This is a genomic window from Paenibacillus sp. LS-5 (assembly GCF_056121505.1).
This window is the reverse complement of record NZ_JBWAVA010000012.1, coordinates 115,704-137,393: the sequence shown is the minus strand read 5'-3', so window position 1 is coordinate 137,393 and position 21,690 is coordinate 115,704. Positions and strand designations below refer to the sequence as shown.

Annotated in this window: 19 protein-coding genes and 1 riboswitch; of the genes, 5 read left to right on the top strand and 14 right to left on the bottom strand. The window is 51.5% G+C overall.

Annotation, left to right across the window (positions count from 1 at the left end; genetic code table 11):
* Positions 1-36 precede the first annotated feature (36 nt).
* The gene (locus AC0MA3_RS17870; RefSeq protein WP_474657184.1) at positions 37-1,011 is read left to right on the top strand and encodes an MraY family glycosyltransferase; all 975 of its coding nucleotides are present in this window, start codon (positions 37-39) and stop codon (positions 1,009-1,011) included.
* Between the two features lie 188 nt (positions 1,012-1,199).
* Here AC0MA3_RS17870 and AC0MA3_RS17865 read toward each other — a convergent pair whose 3' ends face one another.
* The 8 genes from AC0MA3_RS17865 to AC0MA3_RS17830 form a co-directional block, all read right to left on the bottom strand.
* Positions 1,200-1,718, bottom strand: coding sequence for a mismatch-specific DNA-glycosylase (locus tag AC0MA3_RS17865; protein ID WP_474657183.1), 519 nt, complete (start codon positions 1,716-1,718; stop codon positions 1,200-1,202).
* Positions 1,719-1,758: 40 nt separating this feature from the next.
* Positions 1,759-2,316, bottom strand: a complete 558-nt coding sequence (locus AC0MA3_RS17860) for an RNA 2'-phosphotransferase (protein ID WP_474657182.1) — start codon at positions 2,314-2,316, stop codon at positions 1,759-1,761.
* Positions 2,310-3,101: a nucleotidyltransferase domain-containing protein gene (locus AC0MA3_RS17855; protein WP_474657181.1), complete on the bottom strand. Its 792-nt coding sequence runs from the start codon at positions 3,099-3,101 to the stop codon at positions 2,310-2,312. Before AC0MA3_RS17855 ends, AC0MA3_RS17860 begins: the two co-directional genes overlap by 7 nt.
* Positions 3,101-3,241, bottom strand: coding sequence for a hypothetical protein (locus tag AC0MA3_RS17850; RefSeq protein ID WP_474657180.1), 141 nt, complete (start codon positions 3,239-3,241; stop codon positions 3,101-3,103). The genes AC0MA3_RS17855 and AC0MA3_RS17850 overlap by 1 nt, the downstream gene beginning before the upstream one ends.
* A 243-nt stretch (positions 3,242-3,484) precedes the next feature.
* Complete coding sequence (locus AC0MA3_RS17845) at positions 3,485-5,548, bottom strand: hypothetical protein (RefSeq protein WP_474657179.1); 2,064 nt, start codon at positions 5,546-5,548, stop codon at positions 3,485-3,487.
* On the bottom strand, positions 5,523-6,425 hold the full coding sequence (locus AC0MA3_RS17840; RefSeq protein WP_474657178.1) for an ABC transporter ATP-binding protein: 903 nt from the start codon (positions 6,423-6,425) through the stop codon (positions 5,523-5,525). Before AC0MA3_RS17840 ends, AC0MA3_RS17845 begins: the two co-directional genes overlap by 26 nt.
* Complete coding sequence (locus tag AC0MA3_RS17835; RefSeq protein ID WP_379154330.1) at positions 6,422-6,808, bottom strand: GntR family transcriptional regulator; 387 nt, start codon at positions 6,806-6,808, stop codon at positions 6,422-6,424. Before AC0MA3_RS17835 ends, AC0MA3_RS17840 begins: the two co-directional genes overlap by 4 nt.
* Positions 6,809-7,057: 249 nt before the next feature.
* Entirely contained in the window at positions 7,058-8,194 is a 1,137-nt protein-coding gene (locus AC0MA3_RS17830) for a polysaccharide deacetylase family protein (protein ID WP_474657177.1), read from the bottom strand.
* Between the two features lie 500 nt (positions 8,195-8,694).
* Here AC0MA3_RS17830 and qoxA point away from each other — a divergent pair, with 500 nt between their 5' ends.
* The 4 genes from qoxA to qoxD are packed head-to-tail and all read left to right on the top strand — an operon-like array spanning position 8,695 to position 12,588.
* Positions 8,695-9,714 (top strand): cytochrome aa3 quinol oxidase subunit II, encoded by a 1,020-nt coding sequence (gene qoxA, locus AC0MA3_RS17825; protein ID WP_379154326.1) that lies wholly within the window; start codon positions 8,695-8,697, stop codon positions 9,712-9,714.
* Between the two features lie 39 nt (positions 9,715-9,753).
* Positions 9,754-11,700 carry a cytochrome aa3 quinol oxidase subunit I gene (gene qoxB, locus AC0MA3_RS17820; RefSeq protein ID WP_474657176.1) on the top strand — a complete coding sequence of 649 codons (1,947 nt, stop codon included), beginning with the start codon at positions 9,754-9,756 and terminating at the stop codon, positions 11,698-11,700.
* Entirely contained in the window at positions 11,697-12,293 is a 597-nt protein-coding gene (locus AC0MA3_RS17815) for a cytochrome (ubi)quinol oxidase subunit III (protein WP_474657175.1), read from the top strand. Before qoxB ends, AC0MA3_RS17815 begins: the two co-directional genes overlap by 4 nt.
* A gap of 1 nt (position 12,294) precedes the next feature.
* On the top strand, positions 12,295-12,588 hold the full coding sequence (gene qoxD / locus AC0MA3_RS17810; protein WP_474657174.1) for a cytochrome aa3 quinol oxidase subunit IV: 294 nt from the start codon (positions 12,295-12,297) through the stop codon (positions 12,586-12,588).
* 140 nt (positions 12,589-12,728) lie between these two features.
* Here the strand turns inward: qoxD and AC0MA3_RS17805 are convergent, their stop codons facing one another.
* The 6 genes from AC0MA3_RS17805 to AC0MA3_RS17780 form a co-directional block, all read right to left on the bottom strand.
* A complete protein-coding gene (locus AC0MA3_RS17805; protein WP_474657173.1) occupies positions 12,729-14,318 on the bottom strand; it encodes a methyl-accepting chemotaxis protein in 1,590 nt (529 codons plus the stop codon).
* Between the two features lie 193 nt (positions 14,319-14,511).
* Complete coding sequence (locus AC0MA3_RS17800; protein WP_379154316.1) at positions 14,512-15,198, bottom strand: ECF transporter S component; 687 nt, start codon at positions 15,196-15,198, stop codon at positions 14,512-14,514.
* Positions 15,171-16,838 carry an ABC transporter ATP-binding protein gene (locus AC0MA3_RS17795; RefSeq protein WP_474657172.1) on the bottom strand — a complete coding sequence of 556 codons (1,668 nt, stop codon included), beginning with the start codon at positions 16,836-16,838 and terminating at the stop codon, positions 15,171-15,173. Before AC0MA3_RS17795 ends, AC0MA3_RS17800 begins: the two co-directional genes overlap by 28 nt.
* A complete protein-coding gene (locus tag AC0MA3_RS17790; RefSeq protein WP_474657171.1) occupies positions 16,754-17,698 on the bottom strand; it encodes an energy-coupling factor transporter transmembrane component T in 945 nt (314 codons plus the stop codon). Before AC0MA3_RS17790 ends, AC0MA3_RS17795 begins: the two co-directional genes overlap by 85 nt.
* Positions 17,695-18,564 (bottom strand): DUF4430 domain-containing protein, encoded by an 870-nt coding sequence (locus AC0MA3_RS17785; RefSeq protein WP_474657170.1) that lies wholly within the window; start codon positions 18,562-18,564, stop codon positions 17,695-17,697. The genes AC0MA3_RS17790 and AC0MA3_RS17785 overlap by 4 nt, the downstream gene beginning before the upstream one ends.
* A 244-nt stretch (positions 18,565-18,808) precedes the next feature.
* On the bottom strand, positions 18,809-20,980 hold the full coding sequence (locus AC0MA3_RS17780; protein ID WP_474657169.1) for an S-layer homology domain-containing protein: 2,172 nt from the start codon (positions 20,978-20,980) through the stop codon (positions 18,809-18,811).
* 289 nt (positions 20,981-21,269) lie between these two features.
* Positions 21,270-21,459, bottom strand: a riboswitch (cobalamin riboswitch).
* Between the last annotated feature and the right edge of the window lie 231 nt (positions 21,460-21,690).

Genomic DNA, 21,690 nt, shown 5'->3' with positions numbered 1-21,690 from the left:
CGATATAATTCAGAGAGGCTTTTTCAAAAAAAAGTAATGGCGGTGATTATCATTTTATACGTTCTAGCGTTTCTGGTGTCCTTTTTCATCGTGTATTTGCTTATTCCTCCGCTTGGCAAGCTTGCATTCAGGCTTGATTTTGTGGACAAGCCCCGGCAGGATGTGGAACGCAAAATACATAGGGAGCCCATTCCGCTGACAGCCAGCTATGCGATATTCATCGGATTTTTCATTACCTATCTGCTGTTTACCCGTGATCTCTCGCTCGGTACACTCGCCTTGTTCATTGGCGGTGTGCTCCTGCTGACTATAGGCACCATCGATGACTGGTACAAAACCAAAGGCAAGGATTTCCCTGCGCTGCCAAAGTTCATTGTTCAGATCGCGGCTGCGATTCTGGTCTTTCTGTCGGGCAACGCCTTCACAGGATTCTTCAATCCCTTCTCCGGGGATTATATCTCGCTGCCGGTTATCCTGCAATTTGTGCTTACTATTCTCTGGATCTTCGGCGTGACTACTGTCATTAATTTCTCAGACGGCATGGACGGTCTGGCCGGTGGCCTGACGGCTATTTCCGCAGTAACCCTATTTGTGGTTGCATTGGCCAAAGGGCAATCCGCCTCAGCCATGATGGCAATCACTCTTGTGGGCGTCACTATTGCTTATCTTCGTTACAATAAAGCTCCGGCCAAAATTTTCATGGGTGACGCAGGCGCCACCTTTCTCGGCTATATTCTGGCTGTAATTGCGCTGGACGGTGCATTCAAGCAGGCAACGGTCCTGTCGCTGTTCATCCCGATTCTCGCGCTGGGCGTGCCAATCTTCGATAATTTGTTTGTCGTCATCAAACGGTTCGTGCAAGGCAAGTCGATCTATCAGGCCGATGCGACCCAGGTCCATTACCGCCTGCTCAAAGCCGGCCTGAACCAGAAGCAGGTCGTTGCCGTGCTGTATCTGGCCAGCGTCTGCCTGTCGCTCTCCTCAATTATTCTGCTGCTGATCCAGACCTGAGGCGCGGGGGTTGGCACAGTAATAAGGCAAAAACACCCTTGATGTTTTATTCAAGGGTGTTTTTGTGTTAGGTACCAACCTGCCGTCTGAGCAATACATACTGGTAGACAAAGTGACCTGCGCCAGGGAGGGCGGAATTAAGAGCACTTTTACCTTTATTCTAACCGTTTCCGGTCAGAGAGCCGGAATTACGTATTTTCATGAATATACTCATACAACCTGCGGTAAATAGCTACGATCTCTGGCATTGGCATTCGTACCAAGCCGCTGGACGAAGGAGCGACGAATTCCCTCACGCCATCCACGATCGGGGGCTGTTCCTCCTGAAACCCCCAATGCGCCTTTGCTCTGCGGGTGAATTCCGTATAGACTCCCTTGCCTACAAAGCAGGCGATCTCAGGACGGTAACGGGTAAGCTTGTCCCGAAGAATCTGCCGTCCCTCTGCATATTCCTCACGGGTAATGTCCTCCGCTCCACGTGTCGGGCGGGCGACAATATTGGTGAAGCCTAGGCCTAGCCGGAGCAATTCACCGTCCTCTGAAGCATCATAGAGGCGGGGTGTCAGGCCGGAGCGTTCCAAAATGCGCCAGAAATGATTGCGCGGATTGGCGTAATGATGCCCCAGCTCACCGGAACGGGGGCTGGGATTGAAGCCAATAAAAACAATCTGCAAGCCGTGGTCAAGGTGATCCGGCACTTCTTCCATGGGTTATCCCTCCTGTAAGCTGGAAGCTGGTGGTACCCTTCTACGATTCTTCCCGCAAGGCAATACAAGCAGGTGGAACCGGCTCCGCCAGCCACACTTCATTACCCGCATAATAAAAGGTTACTCCCAAATGCGCAGCCTTAACCGTATCCACAGTCAGCAGAACCAGCTTGCCCCTGCGGCTCCCGGCCAAGCTGGCAAAATGGAGCCCCTCTGACAAGTGTACATACTGCCGCCCCATCGGCTGTAGTCCTTCTTTTAGGATCGCGGACATTGCGGTTGTATGTGTCCCATGATATAACACTTCCGGCGGGGTTCCCGGCTCATATGCAAGCTTCGCATGGCTATGGCCGTACCGCGCTTTAATACGCTCACCTTCAATGGAGAAACGCTGCTTCTCGCTATTTCGGACAACTTGACGGATGTCCTCTTCAGAGATTCCCGTCCACTTCGGGGCTGCGGTGATGACACTCAGCAGATCGTCCAGCAGACAAGAGCCATCCTCAGGATCAAGCAGCAGTCCATACTCTGCCGGGGTATGCCGAAGCAGCTTGGTCATAAATTTGCTGAGTGAAACCTCAGCAGCTTGGTTCAACATTTGTTCCCCCACACCTCAAGCAGTGCGGAACGGAACAGTTCATCTAGCACGTTGTCCTCTACCCCGTTCCCAGAACCAAACCGGGCCGCAACCTCTTCAAAATGGCTGATCTGCTGCTCAAGATACTCGTTAATAACCTCAAGACGCGGCTCCAGATTCAGTTCCTCTCCTGACATTTTGCGGACCAGCAGCCGGTCAACCGTTTCTCTTAGCTCCGTTCCTTCCGGGATGAGATCTTTCACCAGTACAGTGAATTCCAGAGGCGGTACCTCCTGATACTTCTCAATCCAGGCACACGCAAGCATTGGACGGAGCACGTAGAAGTACTTCTTGATCTTGACCTCGCTGCCCTGCAGGTAAGTCCGGTAATTCCCCCGGGCCATATTCAGATAATGATAAATACAGGATTTGGGCGAGAATCCAAGCGGCGACAAGCTGCGGATACTCTCTGCTACGGTATAGTTCTCTTCATAACGGACCCCTGATTGGAGCCACTCCAGGAGCGGAGGATTCGATTTGCGGAAAAGGGTAAGTCCCTTTTTCAGATCCCATCCGTTAATATCCAGCAAGTCACTGATCGGACGCTCGATGACATCCCGTTGCTCGAAGATCGAGAGATAAGCTTCCGGCCGGCGCAGATAAAGGAACCGCACATCATAATCGCTGTCCTTGGAGGGGAAGCCCCAGGCCCTGCTGCCGGATTCACAAGCGTACAGGATACGGACATTCTCTTCAGATTCGATGGCGCGAAGCTCGCGGGAAATGGATTTATGAATTTCAGACATTATGTATCTCTCCCTTCCTTATCCAAAATAATCACAAAAAAGGCCATGGACTCCATCGTCCATGGCCAGGCCGTAGCCTTATGCAGATTCAGGAAGATGATTACCGGATCACCACATTGTGTGATGCTGCCGGCTATCATTTCACCGCTGCTGGGGCTAACCTACCGAACGAGGCAGACAGATAAATCGGAAACAAATTAATATGATTCGGGTACGAAAGTTTTCCTTGTTCATTCATCTGTACTGACCTCCTAAAAGTTTTGTGGGCTATGCTTCATCGAGTTACTACAACAAAACTGGCTTCGAAAGCATCCGCTTAGTTTTGTGGGTATCATAATATTTCCAAAAGCATAATCCATGCTTCCAGGCTCTGTCAAGACGTCCTATGGAAGCAGAGCTAGAAGACCCGGTGTTACATCTTTTTCGCTGAGCGCAGCATAATCTATCGATCCGTCTTTATAGGTCAGCTTCACAAGGTAATCGCCATTCTTCCCCGAGAAGTTACGCTGGCGGCTCAAGATATCATTAATCAGTACCGCGTCCTTAACCATAGCAGAGCGGTTCTTACTGCGTGCCAGCTTCATATGTTGTTCAGCATCAAACCTCGCCCCGTCAGGAAGCTTACCGGCATAATCATCTTTGATCAGTTCAGCGGACTTTACATCCTGTGCTGCAGGACGGACCCTATCGGCATAGCCCTTCTGAACGAGCCAGCTCTCCAGTTCATGAAAGGAAGGCTTCCAGTCGAATGAATAATTGAAACCATAACCTCTTTTGTCCGGCTTACTGTTCATCTGAATGGAAGCAACGGATTTCTGATCACCCGTCTGGTCTTCATAGCTCATATTCAGAATTTCTTTTCTTAATAGTCCTGTAAATTCCTTAACCTCTTGGGGATCAGAGATGCTAACGGCCTTAGATGTGTAATTGGAGCCAAGGCGTATGCTTTCTATGTCCTCGTCTAGCTGATACAGCGTATATTCATTCTGTTTGAAGCCCTGACTTTCCATCACAGATTTCATTTCAGGCTCAAGGCCCTCACCCGGGATCCAGTACTGCCGCACCAGCTTGTGCCCGTTGTCCAGTTGATAGGCAAGAGTGAACATATGGGCTCCAGGAGAATAGTGTCCCGATGAATCCTGGTTCATCGGCTGCATCGTTACAAGGGTATGGTGAAGTCTGCGAACCGCTTCGATGTATTGTTTATCGGAAGTGTAGAAATCCGGCTTGGCCGGAGAAGCATCCTGTTCCGCAGAGGAATGAGAAAAATCCGCATTTGCACTGAAGCTATACTCCCTTGGGAATGAATCATCCGTATACATCCGATAATTACTTCCCGCATACACTCCCGTGACGCGTTCCCCCGCTGGCACCCGGCTCTCATAACCGGTTAATCCGGATACCGGAATGTAGATCAGCAGACCTAGCAGAATTCCATACAGCGTAAACTCCAGCGGTACTCTGCGCGTTAGGATCTGCCAGGTTTTACGGATAATCATCTCGGCTGCGATATAACCCAGTATGGCCCCGGTAATATAGCCGCAGACCATCCAGCCTATCTGATGAGGTTTCACAGCTGTAAAATAGGTTCCCGACAGGAGCATGGCACAGAGCATGACACCCGCTTTGAACAGTGGATTGAAATAGGTGAAGGCAATGGCCTGCCCTGTCTTTTCTCCATGGCGTTTGCGGTACAGCACAAAGGATAAGGCAACGAACAAAACCGACAGTACCGAGTAAATCCATAGCTCAACTACGCTGAAGACATCATTGGTATACGTGACCAAACGCAGCAGCGGTGACCACATTAACTGACTGTCGCTGGATCCGGACCCTTCCGGGTAACCATATAAATACGTGCCCAAATGATAATTGACAAGTTGAAACAATACTGCTGGAAGAATGAGCAGAATATATACGATTATTCCCTGGAGCACCGTCTGCCCCGTGCATATGCCAACAAAGGTGCTGAATACAAAAAGAAACAAAGTAATAATACTGACGATCAGGCACCAATTCCAAATATCAGCACCAGAATAAATATACATATTGCCGCCCAGCGGAGTTACGATTGCGGTGACCGCTGCCGTCAGCCAGACCGGAAGCAGCAAAAGGCAGAGTCCGCTCGCCATATGGGCAGTAAGCAGCTGCTCCCGGCGCAGCGGCAGACTATGCCACAAATCCGAGGACCTTTTAGACTGCAGATAGCGGAACACGAATAAGCCTGCAGCTACAGGAAATACGATGATGAACAACACCTGCATATCTCCTCCGACGCTGAACAAGCCGTCCACCTTCTGGGGCTCCGTACCAGAATAGCCGCTCATGAACAACTGCAACGGGAGCGAAAATAACAGGCCAAGCGTATAGATGATACCAATCCAACCGTGCTGGCGCACATTCTGGCGAATAACACCGCTGTTAAAGAAGTATCGGCTGCGCGTCATACCCGGCATCCCCCATTTCATAAATAAAGATTTCCTCAAGCGTCAAGGGAAGCAGATCGAACACATACGGCTCATAGACATGAAAGGCTTGCGAAATCCGCTCCCGTTCGCCTTTTACGATATACAGATTCACGCTGCCCCGCCGCTCTTGATGGAGAATCTGCAGCTTGGCCCCCAGAGCCGCCGCATGGCGCTCATCTCGGAAAGCGACCTGAACCTTGTGCGTGTCCGCCTTCAGATCATCAAGATCCTTCTCGACCAGCATCCGGCCGCCGTGCATAATACCGACATGATCACACAAATCCTCAATCTCCCGCAGATTATGTGAAGAGATCAGCACAGTCAGCTCCCGCTCGGCGACCTCCTGGAACAGCAGGTTTTTGATCTGGCGGCGCATAACCGGGTCCAACCCGTCAATCGGTTCATCCATGATGAGTACATCCGGCTTACAGCTTAGCGCAAGCCAGAACGCTGCCTGGCGCTGCATCCCCTTCGAGAATCGGCTTAGCTTGCGTGCCGTATCCAACCGGAACACTGTAGCCAGCTCCTCAAAACGCTTGTCGCTCCACCCCGGATAAATCGAGCGGTAGAACGTGGCCATGTTAATGATTGATGCTTGAGGAAAAAAGTACGGGCTGTCCGGCATAAAGATCAGGCTTTGCTTCACCTCCGGGTTCTCAAACACGGGTTGGCGCCCAATGCGAACCGTTCCCTCTTCAGGCCGGTAGATTCCCGCGAGTGTCTTCAGCAGCGTGGTTTTACCAGCACCATTGGAGCCCAGCAGCCCGTAAATGGTTGCCTTATGTACCGTCAGCGACAGGCTGTCTACAGCCTTTTCACCTTGAAAACTTTTGCTGACTCCGCGAATCTCGATCATAGTTTCTCCCCTCTCTCTCTTTGATCCAGCACCTGACGATACAGCGCTCCTATCTCGCTTTCGGTGAATCCGAGGTAGACAGCTTCTGCCATCAGGCGCAGCAATTCCTCCCGAAGCTCCGCTCTTTTACTCTCGTTCTGCCCTTGCTGCGAAGGTGCTACAAAGCTTCCCTTGCCCTGCAGAGAATATATATATCCTTCCCGCTCCAGCTCCCGGTAGGCTTTTTGAATCGTATTGGGGTTCACAGTAAGCTGTGAGGATAAGGTTCTTACAGACGGAAGCTGGTCATCGGCCCGCAGAATTCCGTGCATGATCATCTCTTTGACCTTATCGGTCAACTGCTCATAGATCGGTTTGCGGCTGCGGACGTCCAATTCGAACATGACAGTCCTCCTTTCGTATGCTGTCTTCCGGCAAGCATCTCAGTGTATTAACTGTACTACCATTATTAATACAGTCGGGTATTGATGTCAACACAAAGAAACGGCCCACAGGGCCGTCCGGTGTCTATTTCCCCTTCATTGGCACAATAAAAGAGCAAGCTACGGAGTTAATTCAACTTTGCAGCTTGCTCTTTTTTATTAAATTAATAAGGCCATCAGTTGCCTTCCAAATTCCAACCCCAGAGATCGTTAGCGTTTGTCCTTCCAGAAATTCACCGGCTCGACATCCTTCGTAATGATCTCGAACGTATAGCCTTCTTTCTTCAAAGTTTCCAGCAGGCGCGGCAGCACCTTGAGGGTGGCTTTCTGGTCATGCATCAGGATCACCGGATTGGTTCTGGATTGTTGCAGCTTATGCACCTGGTCCATGACCGTGTTGTAGATGGTGTCACTATCCTCTTTGTACTTCCAGTCATCCGAATCCACGTTCCAGTCCCACAGATGATAACCTTCAGTGAGCACCTTGTCTCTGAATACCTTAGTGAAATAAGGCTTGCTGCCGTATGGCGGACGAATCAGCGTTGTACCTTTGCCGGTGATCTTCCTCAGGATTGTATTGTCCCCGTTCATTTCGGCAAGCGCAGCAGAGGCTGATGCATAGAACTTCTCTTTGCGATGCGTCATGCCATGCAGGCCCAGACCATTGCCCGCCTCAACAATCCTTTTTACTTGGGAAGGATAACTGTTCATATGGGGTCCAAGCATGAAAAATGTAGCCTTGACCTCGTATTTATCCAGAATATCCAGTAGCTCTGAAGTGGTCGCTGACGGTCCATCATCAAAAGTCAGATACAAGGTAGTACCCGGTTTGGGTGCAGGAGCTTTTGCAGGTTCTTCTGGGGCGGCAGGCGGCACCAGTTCGCTCTTGTATTTGCTTAAGAACCCGGCGTCATCTAGTGTTGCCGATGCATCATAGACGCGCAGTAAATATTTCTCCGGTTCAAAGGAAATGATATATCCAAGGTAGGCGCTTATTTTCAGCGGAACCATTAATGATCCATCCTGAAGAAAGGTATCTGCCTTGGCAACTGTTCCATCCTGGAGCTCAGCTCCCCCATTATCCTTCAGCAGCCGGAGCGTACGTCCCCCGCCATCGACCTGAATACCCTCCGGAAGACCAGTAAGCGTCCATTTCAGTTCTGCCGCCAAAGCGCGGAGAGGAACATAATAGGTATCATGTTGCGCAACGGCTGTGATGCCGCTCAAGGTATCGCCCACTCCCAGCTTCAAAGAATGTTTGGCTTCCGTTGCACCCGCTGTTGCCTGCAGGACACCGAAGCACAGGAATAAAGAAATCATTAAAAGGATTACCTTTTTAGTAGTCACCGGCACAATCTCCAATCTATGTATATTTATCTATAACATTAGCATACAAAGATATAACGTAATTTGAGAGATTGTAACCGGGAGCAGAAAAGTTTGTAACCGTTCTGTTGTGATAAATGACATATCGTCATTGTTTTCAGAAAAGACTCAAATTCTGTCGAATGCTGTTATATCAAGCAAAATCCGCTCTTTACGAGCCATTTCCGGCTTTATTATATGTGACGAAAATAGTAACAATTGTGAATTAGTGAACAAATTTTGAACTTTCTTAAAATAACCTTAAGGCGCACCGTTACTGTGATCTTTATCATACGTTAAGGATGTTGTAACAAATTGATCACACATATTTAACTGAATGGACATTTTTAAGGGCGATTCTAGGTTTTATTACAAAATATGTATTTTGCATTATGGGTAAGTAATTCTTACTATAGATACAGGTTAATGTTTGCCCGTAACGTTCGGCGAATGAAAAGAACTATTGAAGGAAGGAGTTCTATATGAAAAAAAAGGGACCGTTATACGCTTTGTTTCTCAGCCTCATCCTCCTCCTGCCGGGATGCAGTTCACTCGCTGTTCTGAACCCGAAGGGGCCGTCTGCACGAACTTTGTCTGACACCATCATCCTCTCCATTCTCGTGATGCTCGGTGTTCTGGCCGTTGTCTACATCTTATATATCTTTGTACTGGTGAAATACCGGGCTAAGAAAAGCAATGAAGGATATATTCCGGAGCATGAGGAGGGCAATAAAGTGCTCGAGGCGATCTGGATCATTATCCCGATCATTATCGTGGCCTTCCTGTCAGTCGTAACGGTCAAAACGACCAACGCCGTCGAGAATCAGGCAGAGGATTATAAGGACCAGACTCCACTGGTCATCTATGCCTCATCTTCCAACTGGAAATGGCATTTCAGCTATCCGGAGGAAGGTATTGAGACTGTGAACTATGTCAATATGCCGGTTCACCGGGCGGTAGAATTCAGAATGTACTCCTTCGGCACAATTACGAGCTTGTGGATTCCACAGCTTGCCGGACAAAAGTATGCAATGAGCGACATGCTCACTACGCTTCACCTTTCTGCTGATACAGAAGGCTCTTATATCGGTAAGAATGCCAATTTCAGCGGTAAAGGCTTCGCCCACATGGAATTCGAAGCACTTGTTATGAGCAGTAAGGATTATGATGAGTGGGTGAAAGAAGTCAAGGAAACGGCTCCGAAGCTTACGGAAAAGGAATTCAAGGGCCTGCTTGCTACCGATTTCCTTGGGCGTAAAACGTATTCTTCCACCCATCTGGAATTCAGCCCTCCTCCAGGAGACCACAGTGAGCATATGAGCGGTAACGGCTCTGAGATGGATATGGATAACGGAAATATGGATCATCAGGATAATAAAGATGTCCATCCCTCACCGGAACCTTCCAGCGAGACCGAGTTCGACAGTAAACCAAATCCGGAAGTCGAACAGCCACTGCCAAGCTCACCTGTAGATGAACAAACGCACAACAGCAATTCTTAATACACTGCTCGATGAAACAACCTGAAAGGAGCCACCCTAATGGATTTAGACAAATTTAAGGTTCACGGCGAACCCTTGATATACGGAGCCATGGTCAGTATCGCACTCGCTACCATCGGGATTCTCGTCGGACTTACCTATTTTAAAAAATGGGGCTACCTCTGGCGCGAATGGCTGACAACAGTTGACCATAAGAAGATCGGCGTAATGTATATCCTGGCCGCTCTGCTCATGCTGTTCCGCGGCGGCGTGGACGCGATGATGATGCGTCTGCAGACAGCAGCGCCGGAAATGAAATTCCTCGATGCCCAGCATTACAATGAGGTCTTTACCACCCACGGCCTAATCATGATTCTATTCATGGCCATGCCGTTCATTATCGGTCTGATGAATGTTATCGTACCGCTGCAGATTGGTGCCAGAGACGTGGCTTTCCCGCGTCTGAACGCCGTCAGTTTCTGGCTCTTCTTTATGGGAGCCATGCTGCTCAACATTTCATTCGTCATCGGCGGATCGCCGGATGCCGGATGGTCGGCCTACTTCCCGCTGGCAAGTCTGGAGTTCAGTCCGACGGTCGGCAACAACTATTACTCCTTGTCCCTGCAGATTGCTGGTCTCGGAACACTAATCACAGGCGTTAACTTTATCGTAACCATTCTCAAAATGCGCGCACCAGGCATGAAGCTGATGAAGATGCCGATGTTCACCTGGTCCGTATTGATCACTAACATCATTATCGTCTTCGCCTTCCCGGTTCTGACCGTGGCACTGGCACTGATGATGTTCGACCGTCTGTTCGGTTCCCAATTCTTCACTATGGCCAACGGCGGGATGGATATGCTCTGGGCAAACCTGTTCTGGGTATGGGGCCATCCGGAAGTCTATATCGTTATTCTGCCGGCGTTCGGTATATATAGCGAAATTATCGCCACCTTCTCCAAAAAGAACCTGTACGGCTATACCTCGATGGTATTCAGTATGCTGATTATCTCGCTTCTGTCCTTCCTGGTATGGGCCCACCATTTCTACACGATGGGTCAAGGCGCAATGGTCAACAGCTTCTTCTCGATTACGACCATGGCGATTGCTGTTCCGACAGGGGTTAAAATATTCAACTGGCTGTTTACACTGCGTAAAGGCCGCATTACCTTCACAACACCAATGCTGTACACACTGGCCTTTATCCCGATCTTCACCATCGGCGGGGTAACGGGTGTCATGCTGGCGATGGCCAGTGCCGACTACCAGTATCACAACACGATGTTCCTGGTCGCGCATTTCCACTATGTGCTGATTCCGGGTGCCGTCTTCGCTGTTATCGCCGGGTTCCACTACTGGTTCCCGAAAGTATTCGGCTTCCGTCTGAACGAACGTCTGGGCAAGCATTCCTTCTGGTGGATCGTGATTTCCTTCAACGTCACCTTCTTCCCGTTGTTCTTCCTTGGTCTGATGGGGATGACCCGCAGAATGTATACCTACTCCAAGGAAACCGGCTTTGGTCCGCTCAATATGCTGTCCTTTGTGGGTGCGATAGGATTGGCGATAGGCTTTGTACTGCTGGTCTACAATATCTACTGGAGTACACGCTACATGCCAAGAGATACTACAAGCGATCCTTGGGATGGACGCACACTGGAGTGGGCTACGCATAGCCCTATGCCGGTCTACAACTTTGCGGTTGTGCCCAAAGTACAGACACGCGATGCCTTTTGGTCTGCCAAGCAGGACAAATTGCCATTGTTCGAGGACAAAATTACCAAGATCCACATGCCAAGCAATACTGGCAAGCCATTTATCCTTGGTGTAATCTTCTTCTTCGCCGGATTCTTCCTGGTCTTCAGCATGTGGATTCCAGCGATTGTTGCCGGAGTGGGCATTCTGATTATGCTGGCAGCTATGTCCTTTGACCGGGATCACGGCTACTACATCCCAGTGGAAGAAGTTATTGCAACAGAAAAGAAATTGATGCGGGGTGAGACTGTATGAAAATAGATGCGTCCAAGCCGCTTGAATACTCAACAGAAGAGAACAGCAACAAAATCTTCGGATTCTGGGTGTTTCTCGGAGCTGAAATTCCATTGTTCGCCACCTTGTTTACCGTCTTCTTCGTCATGGTGGACCGCTTCGCCAGCGGTCCTAACGGAAGTGAGCTGTTTGAAATCGGCCCGGTGCTGATCGAAACCTTCCTTCTGCTGACCAGCTCGTTCACGATCGGTCTTGCAGTCCATGCCATGCGTCTCGGCTACAAGAAAGCAATGATGGTCTTCATGGCCCTCACGCTGCTGATGGGTCTGGGCTTTATCGGTATTGAAATCAGTGAATTTGTTACCTACGTACATGAAGGAGCTACGCTGCAAACCAGCGGCTTCCTCTCCAGTCTGTTCGTCCTGCTGGGAACGCACGGTGCTCACGTGAGCTTCGGCTTCCTATGGGGAACAGCGATTATGATCCAACTGTGGCGTCAGGGCATTAACCCGGCTACAGCCAATAAAGCATTTATCTTCTCACTGTTCTGGCATTTCCTGGACGTTGTCTGGATCTTTATCTTCAGCTTCGTCTACCTGAAAGGACTGATGTGACATGATGAAGCAACTGTTTCCAATTCGCCATGTGATGGGTTATCTGGCCTCTCTGGTCCTTTCTGCCGCAGCGCTAATTGTTATCTATGGTGATCTGTCCAAGGGCTCTAATATGGCCGTACTGCTGGTTACAGCGATTATCCAGGCTTCCCTGCAGCTGTTCGTGTTCATGCACATCGGGGAATCCGAAGATACCAAGAAAGAGCTGTACATTAATATTGCATACGCATTGTTTGTAGGTCTGTTCACCATCTTCGGCACCTTGTTCATCTTCGTATGGGGCTGGTACTCTTAAGACCTGAACTAACTATTCTTTCAGATCTGCACTTCAAGCGGTCTGTTCCGGTATTTACTGCCGGGCAGGCCGCTTTTTCGTCCATACAAAATAAAGCAGCCCCCCGGGAGTGGCTCCCGGGGGGCTGTCTATTGATCATCCTAAAGTTTAAAACGCGACAATTCCATATGCAAATTCTCGGCCAGCCTGGCCAGATCCCGGGCTGACATGGACATTTCCCCCATAGCAGTCAATTGTTCTTCACTGGCTTCGCTGGTAGCCTGCACATCCCCCGTACCCTTACGCGAGACTTTACTTGCCTGCTCCATAGCCCTGGACACGGACAAGGCCTCAAGGGAAACATGCCCTATAGTCCTCAGGGTCTCCTCTGTCTGATGCGCTGCGGTTCTAAGAGATGCCTGAATCTCCATGAATGCCCGGGATACAGCCTCGCTCTGCAATACACTGCTGGAGATCATCCGTGAACCCAAATTCATCGATTGTATGGCATCCTCAGTCTGTCCCTGAATATGTGTAAGGATATCTGTGATCTGCAGCGGGCTTCTTTCCGTCGCTTCCGCGGTAATAATGTTATTGATCTCTGCCGACAGTCTGTCCAGATTACTGACTATGTCCCGGCTGGCAGAGACACTGGAATCCGCTTGCTTCATCTGTGCAAGAATAGCTTCCACCGCACCGGCGCCATGATCGGCGGATGCTGAGGCGTCCAGCAGGAGTCCGGAAATTTCATTGCTGCTCCGCTCGACAGCAGCAACATCCTCCACCATCACCTGCACGGATTGCGCAGTACGTTCAATGGTCTCCGTCTGCACCTCGAACCCGGCGGCAATACCACTGGAGGTTTCAGCGATGAATTGCGAAGCACGGGCAGTCTGCTCTGCACTGGCGCTCATTTGCTGCGAGGAGGCTGACAGCATTTCAGCACTCTCCGAAACCCCCTGCATCATCAGCTTCAGGCTTTCCAGCACCCTATTGAAAGATCGATTAATTTGCCCGATCTCGTCTCGCGAGTCATAGGAGGCTGCTGCGGTAAGATCTCCTGTCTCTGTACGCTTCATCAGCATTTGTAATTCTCCCAGAGGCTTTGTAATCAGCCTTAAGAGAATGAAGCTGATGCCTGCACACAGAAGCACCGCTGTCATGATCAGAATAATACTCCTTGCCATGGAGCTTTTGGCATTCTGCAATGTCGTTTCATTATGGTCCTTAGCCTCTTGCACCAGCAGGGCGGCAGCATCTTCAAGAAGATCTACCATGGTCTTCCGTGATTCATTGAAACTGGTACCCGAAAATATCTGATATCCCTCATTATTAAAGTTCTTGCCGGCAAGCTTGATGATATTGTCACGCTGTGCCCGGTAATCCGGTAGCAGCGTCAGATATTCGTAGACTTTATTGGAAATTTCTTTATTGCCAAAGGAGATGGCCTTCAACTGACTAATCAGCGTATTGTTTATATTAATCTTCTTTTGGATGGCTGCGGCAAGCTCTTGGTTACGGGTATCATTCCTGGTAAGCAGATTCTCCAGAAGGAACGACTCAATCGCACGGTTGTTTCCGCGTATTTCTGTAATCAGATAGAGCGGCTTCAGATTCTGAATGTAAGCTTCCTTCGATCTGTCAGCCATCTGATTGGTGGTAAGCATGCCGTTAGCTCCAATTGCAAAGAGCAGGATCACAAAAACCGTCACCAGCAAGCCCATTTTATGTCTAACCTTAAGATGTTTCATATTTCCTGTTCCCGCCTTCTCCCAATCTTGCTGTACCTATTTTATCGGAGATTAAGGTCGAAGGTATGATATTTCGAGTGTGAAATTTGTCGAAAAAGATAACAATATAGAACGTCTTGTGACTATAGGACTAAACCGCTATCACAAGCAGGGGCACCTTGAAATCCAGGACCCGTAATCTGTTACTCCGGTTTCATTCCTGGAGCAGCCCGTACTTTTTACGAAACCGCTTCAGCACTTTGGTCCAGCCTCCTGCGAGAATGGCCAGGAAAAAAACATTGGACAAGGCATGGGCCAGATCCAGATAAAAGCTGGATGCATATGCGGCAGTGACCAACGCCCAGCTGAATGCGTCAGGAAGACTGATCAGATACCAGATATTCATAATCCAGCCGAACAAGAAACCCCATATGAAACCAAAGGCGAGCATTCCGCCCTTTTTCTTCATCCACCAGGTATTCCGCAACCAGCCTGCCGTCAGGCCGACCATCCCCCAGGCGAACATTTGCCAGGGTGTCCATGGCCCCTGCCCGAAGTAGATATTGGACACCAGTGCAGCCACCGCGCCGATGATGAAGCCAGCTTCAGCACCGAAGACATATGCTGACAGAATGACAATGGCGGATACAGGCTTCACACTGGGCAACGCAGCAAAAGGAATCCGGCTGACCGCAGCGATCGCGGAGAGTACTGCCAGCAGCACAAGCTCTCTGGATTCAAGCGGACGGCGTTCCAGTCTAATGAACAGCGGCAGTAGAGTCACCGCCAGCAGTACAAGGCTTAGCAGCATATAATGGCGGTCTTTCAGCGCAGAGGTAAGCGCCAGCCCAGCCACAAACAATCCGAGTGCAATTAAGAGCGGGAAGCGAAAGCGGACCACGCTGTCATCACATCCTCTATCGTTAATGCCTGCGGCAGAAGATCACGCACCATTCGGTTGACCACTGTCGTATAGAAATAATTACTGCTGAAAAACTCCGCCGGGGCTCCCTCAGAGGTTATCCCCCCGTCGAACAGCATCGCGCAGCGCGAGGCATACCCTGCAGCAAATTCAACATCATGTGTCACCAGGACAATGCTGACTCCTTGACTGCGCAAGTTCCCAAGTAAGGCAGCCAGCCGTTCTTTGGCGCCGGGATCAAGTCCTTTCGTCGGCTCATCCAGCAGCAAAATGTCCGGCCCGAGCATCATAACCATGGCGAGCGCCAGCTTCTGCTGCTGACCGCCGCTGATATCATGCGGATGGCTGAGCAGAAGATTCTCCAGTTGAAAGATTTCGAGGAGCCGGGATATTTCCCGTTCTGCCTCTTCCTCGGACAGCCCGGCATACGCTGCCATATGCTCCAATTCCTCCTGAACCGTGTCATAGCTGAAATATAGCAGCGGGTTCTGGGCCAGAAAGCCGCTGGTAATGCCTTTCTCCAGTGTGACCTTGCCGCGCTGGGGCTTAAGCAGACCGTTCAGGACATGCAGCAGCGTTGATTTTCCGGCCCCATTCCCGCCCATTACGGCCAGAAGATCTCCCCGGTACAATGATAAGGAGAGTTTTTTGAGCACCTCTGCCCCGTCTTTAGTATAGCGGAAGGTCACTTCACGGCAGCTGAGCAACGGCTCAGTCGAGGGAGTCTGGATAGAGGCTGCAGATAGAGCCGCAACTTCGCCTTCCGTTATTCCGTCCAGAGAATGCAGCCAGCGCTTGCCTTCCCGCACGGTCAGCGGGATCGTATCCCGCGATGTGTATACCGCCTCCGGTTCAAGCGCGAGGAAGAGACGTGAGGCGGCCGGTAAATAGGCCATATGTGCAGGGTCCGGCGCCTTGCCGGCCTGAAGCACGAAATCACGGGGCGTGCCTTGGAACCGCAGTTCCCCTTCCTCCAACAGCAGCACCCGGTCAGCCAGCGGCAGCACTTCCTCCAGGCGGTGCTCGCTGATGATTATCGTCACCGACAGCTCCTCATTCAACCGGTGAATCGTCTGGATGAATTCCCGTGCAGCCACCGGATCGAGCTGTGAGGTCGGCTCGTCCAGCAGCAGCAGCTTCGGCTGCAGCAGCAGGACAGAGGCCAGGTTCAGCAGCTGCTTTTGACCACCGGAGAGCTCATGTGTGGGCCGGTACAGCAGCGGCTCCAGCCCGAACAAGCCAGCGATCTCCGCCAGCCTGCTGCGCATAACCGCAGGGGGATAGCCCATATTTTCCATCGAAAAAGCCAGCTCATGCCATACCGTGTCCATCACGATCTGGGCATCAGGATTCTGGAACACCATCCCGATCTCTCCTGCAGCCAGTTCCGCAGGCAGATCCGCGAGAGGCTGTCCTCTATAAGCGATTGACCCGCTAACCTTGCCCACCGGAGCAAGCTCGCGCTTCAAATGGCGCAGGAGTGTGGTTTTGCCGCCGCCTGAAGGGCCGAGCAGCACCACAAATTCCCCTTCCTCTACCGTAAATGAGAGCTCATGAAGCGAGTCCCTGTCTTCCTCGGGATAGCTGAAGGATAACCGTTCCGCTGCGAGGATCTCCATAACCATTTCTCCTTTCCTTCCAGGGCCGACGGGGTCAGCACGAACAAGCAGAAGCTGGCATACATGACTGCATCCTGCCAGCCATAATCCATCTTCTTCATGCGGGGATAAATCTCCAGTGTGCCGTAACCCTGCTGCCAGCAGAGCAGTGTAATGAAGCCGCTGATTGTCAGCACCAGCAGAACCAGCTTATCCTGCAAATCAAGCTTGAATATGCTGTACGTGCTGCGTTTGGCCGTACCATAGCCTCGCGCTTTCATGGAATCCGCCGTCTGGAGCGCCTCCTCCAGCGACCAGGTCAGCAGCACCTTCAGCAGTGTCATTCCATCCCTCATTCTGGAGCGCACGCTGCCTTTGCCTGTATCTACTCCCCGGATCCCCTGGATCAGGGTGATCTGCCGCAACCGCCGCTGAAACAATGGCACGAAACGCATGGTCATGAGCGTAAGCAGAGTCGTCCGGGGTGCAGCCTTAGCGAACAGGTACATGAATTTATCAGTGGTAACCGTGTAATTGTAAGAGATGAACAGAATAAAGACAGCCAGCAGCACCATCATCATCATTAGCCCGTACAGCACGGCCTCCAGTGTAATCGGCTGATCCATAAAATAAAACAGAATATACGCCCCCCTGTGTGAAAACAAGGGATTCAGTACCGCCACCGAACCGGCCATCAGCAGATAAAAAGGCAGGCCGCGCAGCAGCCCGCGACCCTGACCTTGCAGCACCAGCAACAGCGTTACTCCGGCAATCTCCGTTGCCAGGAACAAGGGATGGAACAGCAAGGTGGCGAATAAGAGCAGCCCTGCATAATAGACCAGCGCTACCGAAGGGTGCATCGAACGAAAGCCGCTGTTCATTGCACACCCGCTCCCACATCCTTGCCGAGATCTAGCGTATATAGCCACTCCACGGTATCGCCCGGCTTCAGTGTGTAGCTACCTGCACCTTTGCCGGGAATTTCACCGTTGACCCTGTACATCCAACCACTCTCCGGCCCATGGTCAAACTCATAAAGATTATCTATTCCTTCTACATACGCGAAGCTTTTGGCTCCCTGATATTCCATCTGAATTTTATTCTTACGGGTGATGCGCTTCAGCAGCTCTAGCGCACTCTCACCGTCCTTAACTTCGACATCGGTTGCTGCAAAAATCGTCCCGTGCTCCTTGTCTCCGACAATGGAGAGCGTCACCGCATTCACCGGCACGGCGGTAGCCGGCGGGGGCGTTGCAGCGGCCGATGGCGCTGCTGCGGCAGGCTGCTTCGTGCCTGCCGCAGTAGGCGCCGGCTTGCCTGCGGATGCTGACGCGGCGGTGGCCGGTGGGCGCGTTGCAGCGGCCGATGACGCTGCTGCGGCAGGCTGCTTCGTGCCTGCCGCAGCAGACGCCGGAGCGGGCGTAACCGTTACGCCCGCAGCATTTGACGGCGCGCGGTCTGTGCCCGCGCCGTCCGGGTCAGCGGGCGGCGTGGCATCCGCCGCCCCTGCCTCTGCTCCGGCGGATGCTGCGCCGGAGGTTGAAGCGGCCATGCCGTCCGCCGGAGCGGAGGGTATGGCCGTGCCCTCAGGCCGCGCAGACGCAGCGGCCGGGGAACCGGCGGGCGGCACAGGCCCGCCGCCTGCGGAATCTGGCTGCGCCTGGGAGCAGCCGGCAAGCAGCAGTGATGTCAGGAGCGGAAGCAGCAGATAGAGCTTCCGCCGCCCTGGTTTTGATAGACTGAACATTACCTTCTACACCTCCACAAAAAGGGAAAAGAACGGGGGCAGTCAGCCTGTTCCCCGTTCCGTCCATACACCTTATGATTTCTAAATCTATACAAGCGAATTGGGAGCATCAGACTCCCTGCTGCTGAACGTGCCCTTCCCCGGGCCTGCAGGAATTCTCCATCAGCTGGTCAGGCACCCGCAGCGTAATCTATCAGCTTCTCCATTCACCCATACCATCCTGCTGGTAAGCTTTCCAACTCCATTAAGGCAATCTGACAGCCACAACTGCAGCCATTTCTCTAGTTACAGCTGCGGAAGGATTGAATTCCCCGCCCGCTCCTGTCATAAGCCCAAGTCCGGTCACAGTGCGTACCGCAGTTACTGCGTATCCGCTAATCTGGTCTTCATCGGTGAATTTACCGGCTCCGGCCGCGGCAGAAGCAGCATCCAGCTTGAACGCTCTCATCATCATCACAGCCATATCCTGGCGGGTAACCAGGCCGTCCGGTTTGAAGGTTGTTCCTGTTACTCCGCTAATAATACCCAATTGCTTCGCTTTATTCACTGCTCCATAATACCATGCATTCGCTTTAACATCACTGAAAGCTTGGGCAGCAGATGCGGGGGACGGCTCATTGCCGGTCAGTCTCAGCAGCAGCGCCGCGAACTCAGCCCGGGTAATCTTCTGCTTCGGAGCAAATATAAGGCTGTTCTTACTGACACCGTCCATCAGCTTGCGGTCATAAGCCGTATACACGGACTCCAGGGCCCAAGGGGAGATCGATTTCACATCGGTAAAAGCAGCACGGTCCGCCGCAGCAGACGCCACGGTCAGCGGCTGCGAATAGCGGACTACCGCAGGTGTGCTGTTTTTGAGATACCCTGTAATGACGATCGTATATTTATTCGCTGGCACGCCGCCGGCAAAAATAGCATTACCCGCTGCATCCGTAACAGCCGTTTTACCGCCGATGGTTACCTGCACACCGGAGGACGGTGATGTGACCGGATCGGAGGTGAAGGTCTTTTCATTCCACACCCACTGTTTTTGAGTCACTTTTACCGTGAGATCCTGTCCCGGCTTCGGCTGTGCTGGAGATACCGTCACGGATTCCACCACCTGTGTGTTATCCCCGCCATAATAGACGAGTATGCGGTCATTCGCCTCCAGGGTAAAATCGCCCATGCCTACGCTTGGATAAATCCACGCTCCGCCGCGGGCTACCACATACATCCAGCCGTCATAGCCGCCAAAAGCACCGGCAGTCACGCCGCCGATCCCCGTCACGTAATTGCCTGCTTCATTAACCAGGGCCACACCCTTCTGCGCTGCTGCTTTCTCCAGCGCATTAAGCACATTGCCTGCATATACAGTGCCCTCTCCAAGGGTTCCACCCGGTCCTTCAATGGCAACGGACACGAGAACCTGAGGATTCTTCACAGGCACACTGCTGAGATCATACAGTTTGCCGCCTGTGCTGTACAGGCTGTAAGCTACCAACGCTTCCAGCGCCTGTTCGGTTGAGAGCTGGTTGTAGCTTCCGCCAGCCGTATGGGTGAACCCGCCGCCGGCTGTGCTGAAGCTCAGCAGCTTACCGATCAGATTCACATTACCACGGGTATACTCCGCTCCCGTAGGGTCTACACCAAAGGAAGACAGTCCGATGATCGCCTGAGCAACACTTTCACTGCTGTCACCGTAGCCGCCATTCTTATCCTGTGCGGTAGCGAGCCAGGCTGCTGCCCGCTGTCCGGCGGTTTTCGCTGCCGGATCATTCTTATGTCCAGCCAGCACCGTCAGCACCATCGCCGTCATATCCGGATCACTTGCACCCGTAGTCAGGGTGAAGCCGCCGTCTGTATTCTGCTTAGCCAGAATCTCCGCCAGCAATTTGGCCGGTGTCCATTTGGCATCAGCAGGAATGTTATAGCTTCCGGAATCCAGAGCCAGCAGCACATAAGCTGCGTTGTTCAGCGTCTGGCCGGTGATTTTATCGTTATTGTACAGCTTCTCAATCAGGTTGTAGCCGCCAACATTAGCCGGATCGCCTCCAAGTGCCTTCACGGCAAGCGTAATCCGCGCATATTCCGTAGCTCTGGCGAATACGCCCTTGGCTGCGGTTACTTTGCTTTCAAGTGATTTTAGATAGCTGTCCGGGACCTTGTAACCGGCTTGGGCAAGGCCGATAGCCTGCCAATCCGACTGTACCCCGTTCTTCAGCACAAACTCAGAAGTCGCATAGACCGCATCAGCTACGCTGGCTGCCTGTTTTGCAGTTATAGTTGAGGCGGCACTTCCGGAGTTCGCGGCAGCTGCAGTACCCGTCTCCGCAAAAGCTTGTCCTCCCGGAGCTACAGCCGCTCCCAGAACCGCGAACAGCATGATTACGATCAAACCTAGCCGTGTAAACCTGGATGATAGATTGTTCTTCATAGCTAACCTCTTTCTTTGGATAAAATGGATGAAGCCTTCGTCCTCCGCTAGGCGCGGCAACACAAGCAGACACGGCTGCGCCGTCCTTATAAGGACGGTATCCGTTTCTGCGAGAAATATAAGGATAATCAATGGCGTGAAGCGTATAAATCCTTATATTCACATAAAAGACCGCCCTTTACAGGGCGGCCGGGGAAGGATACAAAATGCACGGCGGCTATACAATATTACTCTTAAGCAGCCGTCTGCTTGTATTGCACCTGTTCCGCATTCTTACCCCCGAAGAATAGAAACAACAGCGAAAAAGGCAGGTCTCCTGGCTCATGCTTCATTGCTTCCCTTGCCTTCCCATCCTAACAGCAGACAGTGGCATTTCAAGAGTTGCTCCGCATTTACAGTGGCGGGACCGCGCCGGACTTACACCGGCCTTCCCTTTTAAGCAGATTACACACAAAGAAACCGCTTTGCCGCCTTATAATGGCAGCGCTCGTTTCTAAGAAAATCCGCACCTTTTTCTAAAGCTTATTAAATTTTAATATTCATAATCATATCTACTATTTCCCTGTATGTCTATAGACAAGCTGTTTCAATTCTGTGCCGCCCCTATCCATTCACTTCAAAAAATCCTGAACAGCGTGATATACCGGGCTAGTACGGCATATCACGCTGTTCAGGATTGTAATCAGTTATTCTTTGCTGCCGGTGTGAAC

What these genes read in the sequence shown, in the direction of transcription:
- AC0MA3_RS17870 (WP_474657184.1), top strand. Translation starts at nt 37, where the DNA reads ATGGCGGTGATTATCATTTTATACGTTCTAGCGTTTCTGGTGTCCTTT.
- AC0MA3_RS17865 (WP_474657183.1), bottom strand. Translation starts at nt 1,718, where the DNA reads ATGGAAGAAGTGCCGGATCACCTTGACCACGGCTTGCAGATTGTTTTT.
- AC0MA3_RS17860 (WP_474657182.1), bottom strand. Translation starts at nt 2,316, where the DNA reads ATGTTGAACCAAGCTGCTGAGGTTTCACTCAGCAAATTTATGACCAAG.
- AC0MA3_RS17855 (WP_474657181.1), bottom strand. Translation starts at nt 3,101, where the DNA reads ATGTCTGAAATTCATAAATCCATTTCCCGCGAGCTTCGCGCCATCGAA.
- AC0MA3_RS17850 (WP_474657180.1), bottom strand. Translation starts at nt 3,241, where the DNA reads ATGATAGCCGGCAGCATCACACAATGTGGTGATCCGGTAATCATCTTC.
- AC0MA3_RS17845 (WP_474657179.1), bottom strand. Translation starts at nt 5,548, where the DNA reads ATGACGCGCAGCCGATACTTCTTTAACAGCGGTGTTATTCGCCAGAAT.
- AC0MA3_RS17840 (WP_474657178.1), bottom strand. Translation starts at nt 6,425, where the DNA reads ATGATCGAGATTCGCGGAGTCAGCAAAAGTTTTCAAGGTGAAAAGGCT.
- AC0MA3_RS17835 (WP_379154330.1), bottom strand. Translation starts at nt 6,808, where the DNA reads ATGTTCGAATTGGACGTCCGCAGCCGCAAACCGATCTATGAGCAGTTG.
- qoxA (WP_379154326.1), top strand. Translation starts at nt 8,695, where the DNA reads ATGAAAAAAAAGGGACCGTTATACGCTTTGTTTCTCAGCCTCATCCTC.
- qoxB (WP_474657176.1), top strand. Translation starts at nt 9,754, where the DNA reads ATGGATTTAGACAAATTTAAGGTTCACGGCGAACCCTTGATATACGGA.
- AC0MA3_RS17815 (WP_474657175.1), top strand. Translation starts at nt 11,697, where the DNA reads ATGAAAATAGATGCGTCCAAGCCGCTTGAATACTCAACAGAAGAGAAC.
- qoxD (WP_474657174.1), top strand. Translation starts at nt 12,295, where the DNA reads ATGATGAAGCAACTGTTTCCAATTCGCCATGTGATGGGTTATCTGGCC.
- AC0MA3_RS17805 (WP_474657173.1), bottom strand. Translation starts at nt 14,318, where the DNA reads ATGAAACATCTTAAGGTTAGACATAAAATGGGCTTGCTGGTGACGGTT.
- AC0MA3_RS17795 (WP_474657172.1), bottom strand. Translation starts at nt 16,838, where the DNA reads ATGGAGATCCTCGCAGCGGAACGGTTATCCTTCAGCTATCCCGAGGAA.
- AC0MA3_RS17790 (WP_474657171.1), bottom strand. Translation starts at nt 17,698, where the DNA reads ATGAACAGCGGCTTTCGTTCGATGCACCCTTCGGTAGCGCTGGTCTAT.
- AC0MA3_RS17785 (WP_474657170.1), bottom strand. Translation starts at nt 18,564, where the DNA reads ATGTTCAGTCTATCAAAACCAGGGCGGCGGAAGCTCTATCTGCTGCTT.
- AC0MA3_RS17780 (WP_474657169.1), bottom strand. Translation starts at nt 20,980, where the DNA reads ATGAAGAACAATCTATCATCCAGGTTTACACGGCTAGGTTTGATCGTA.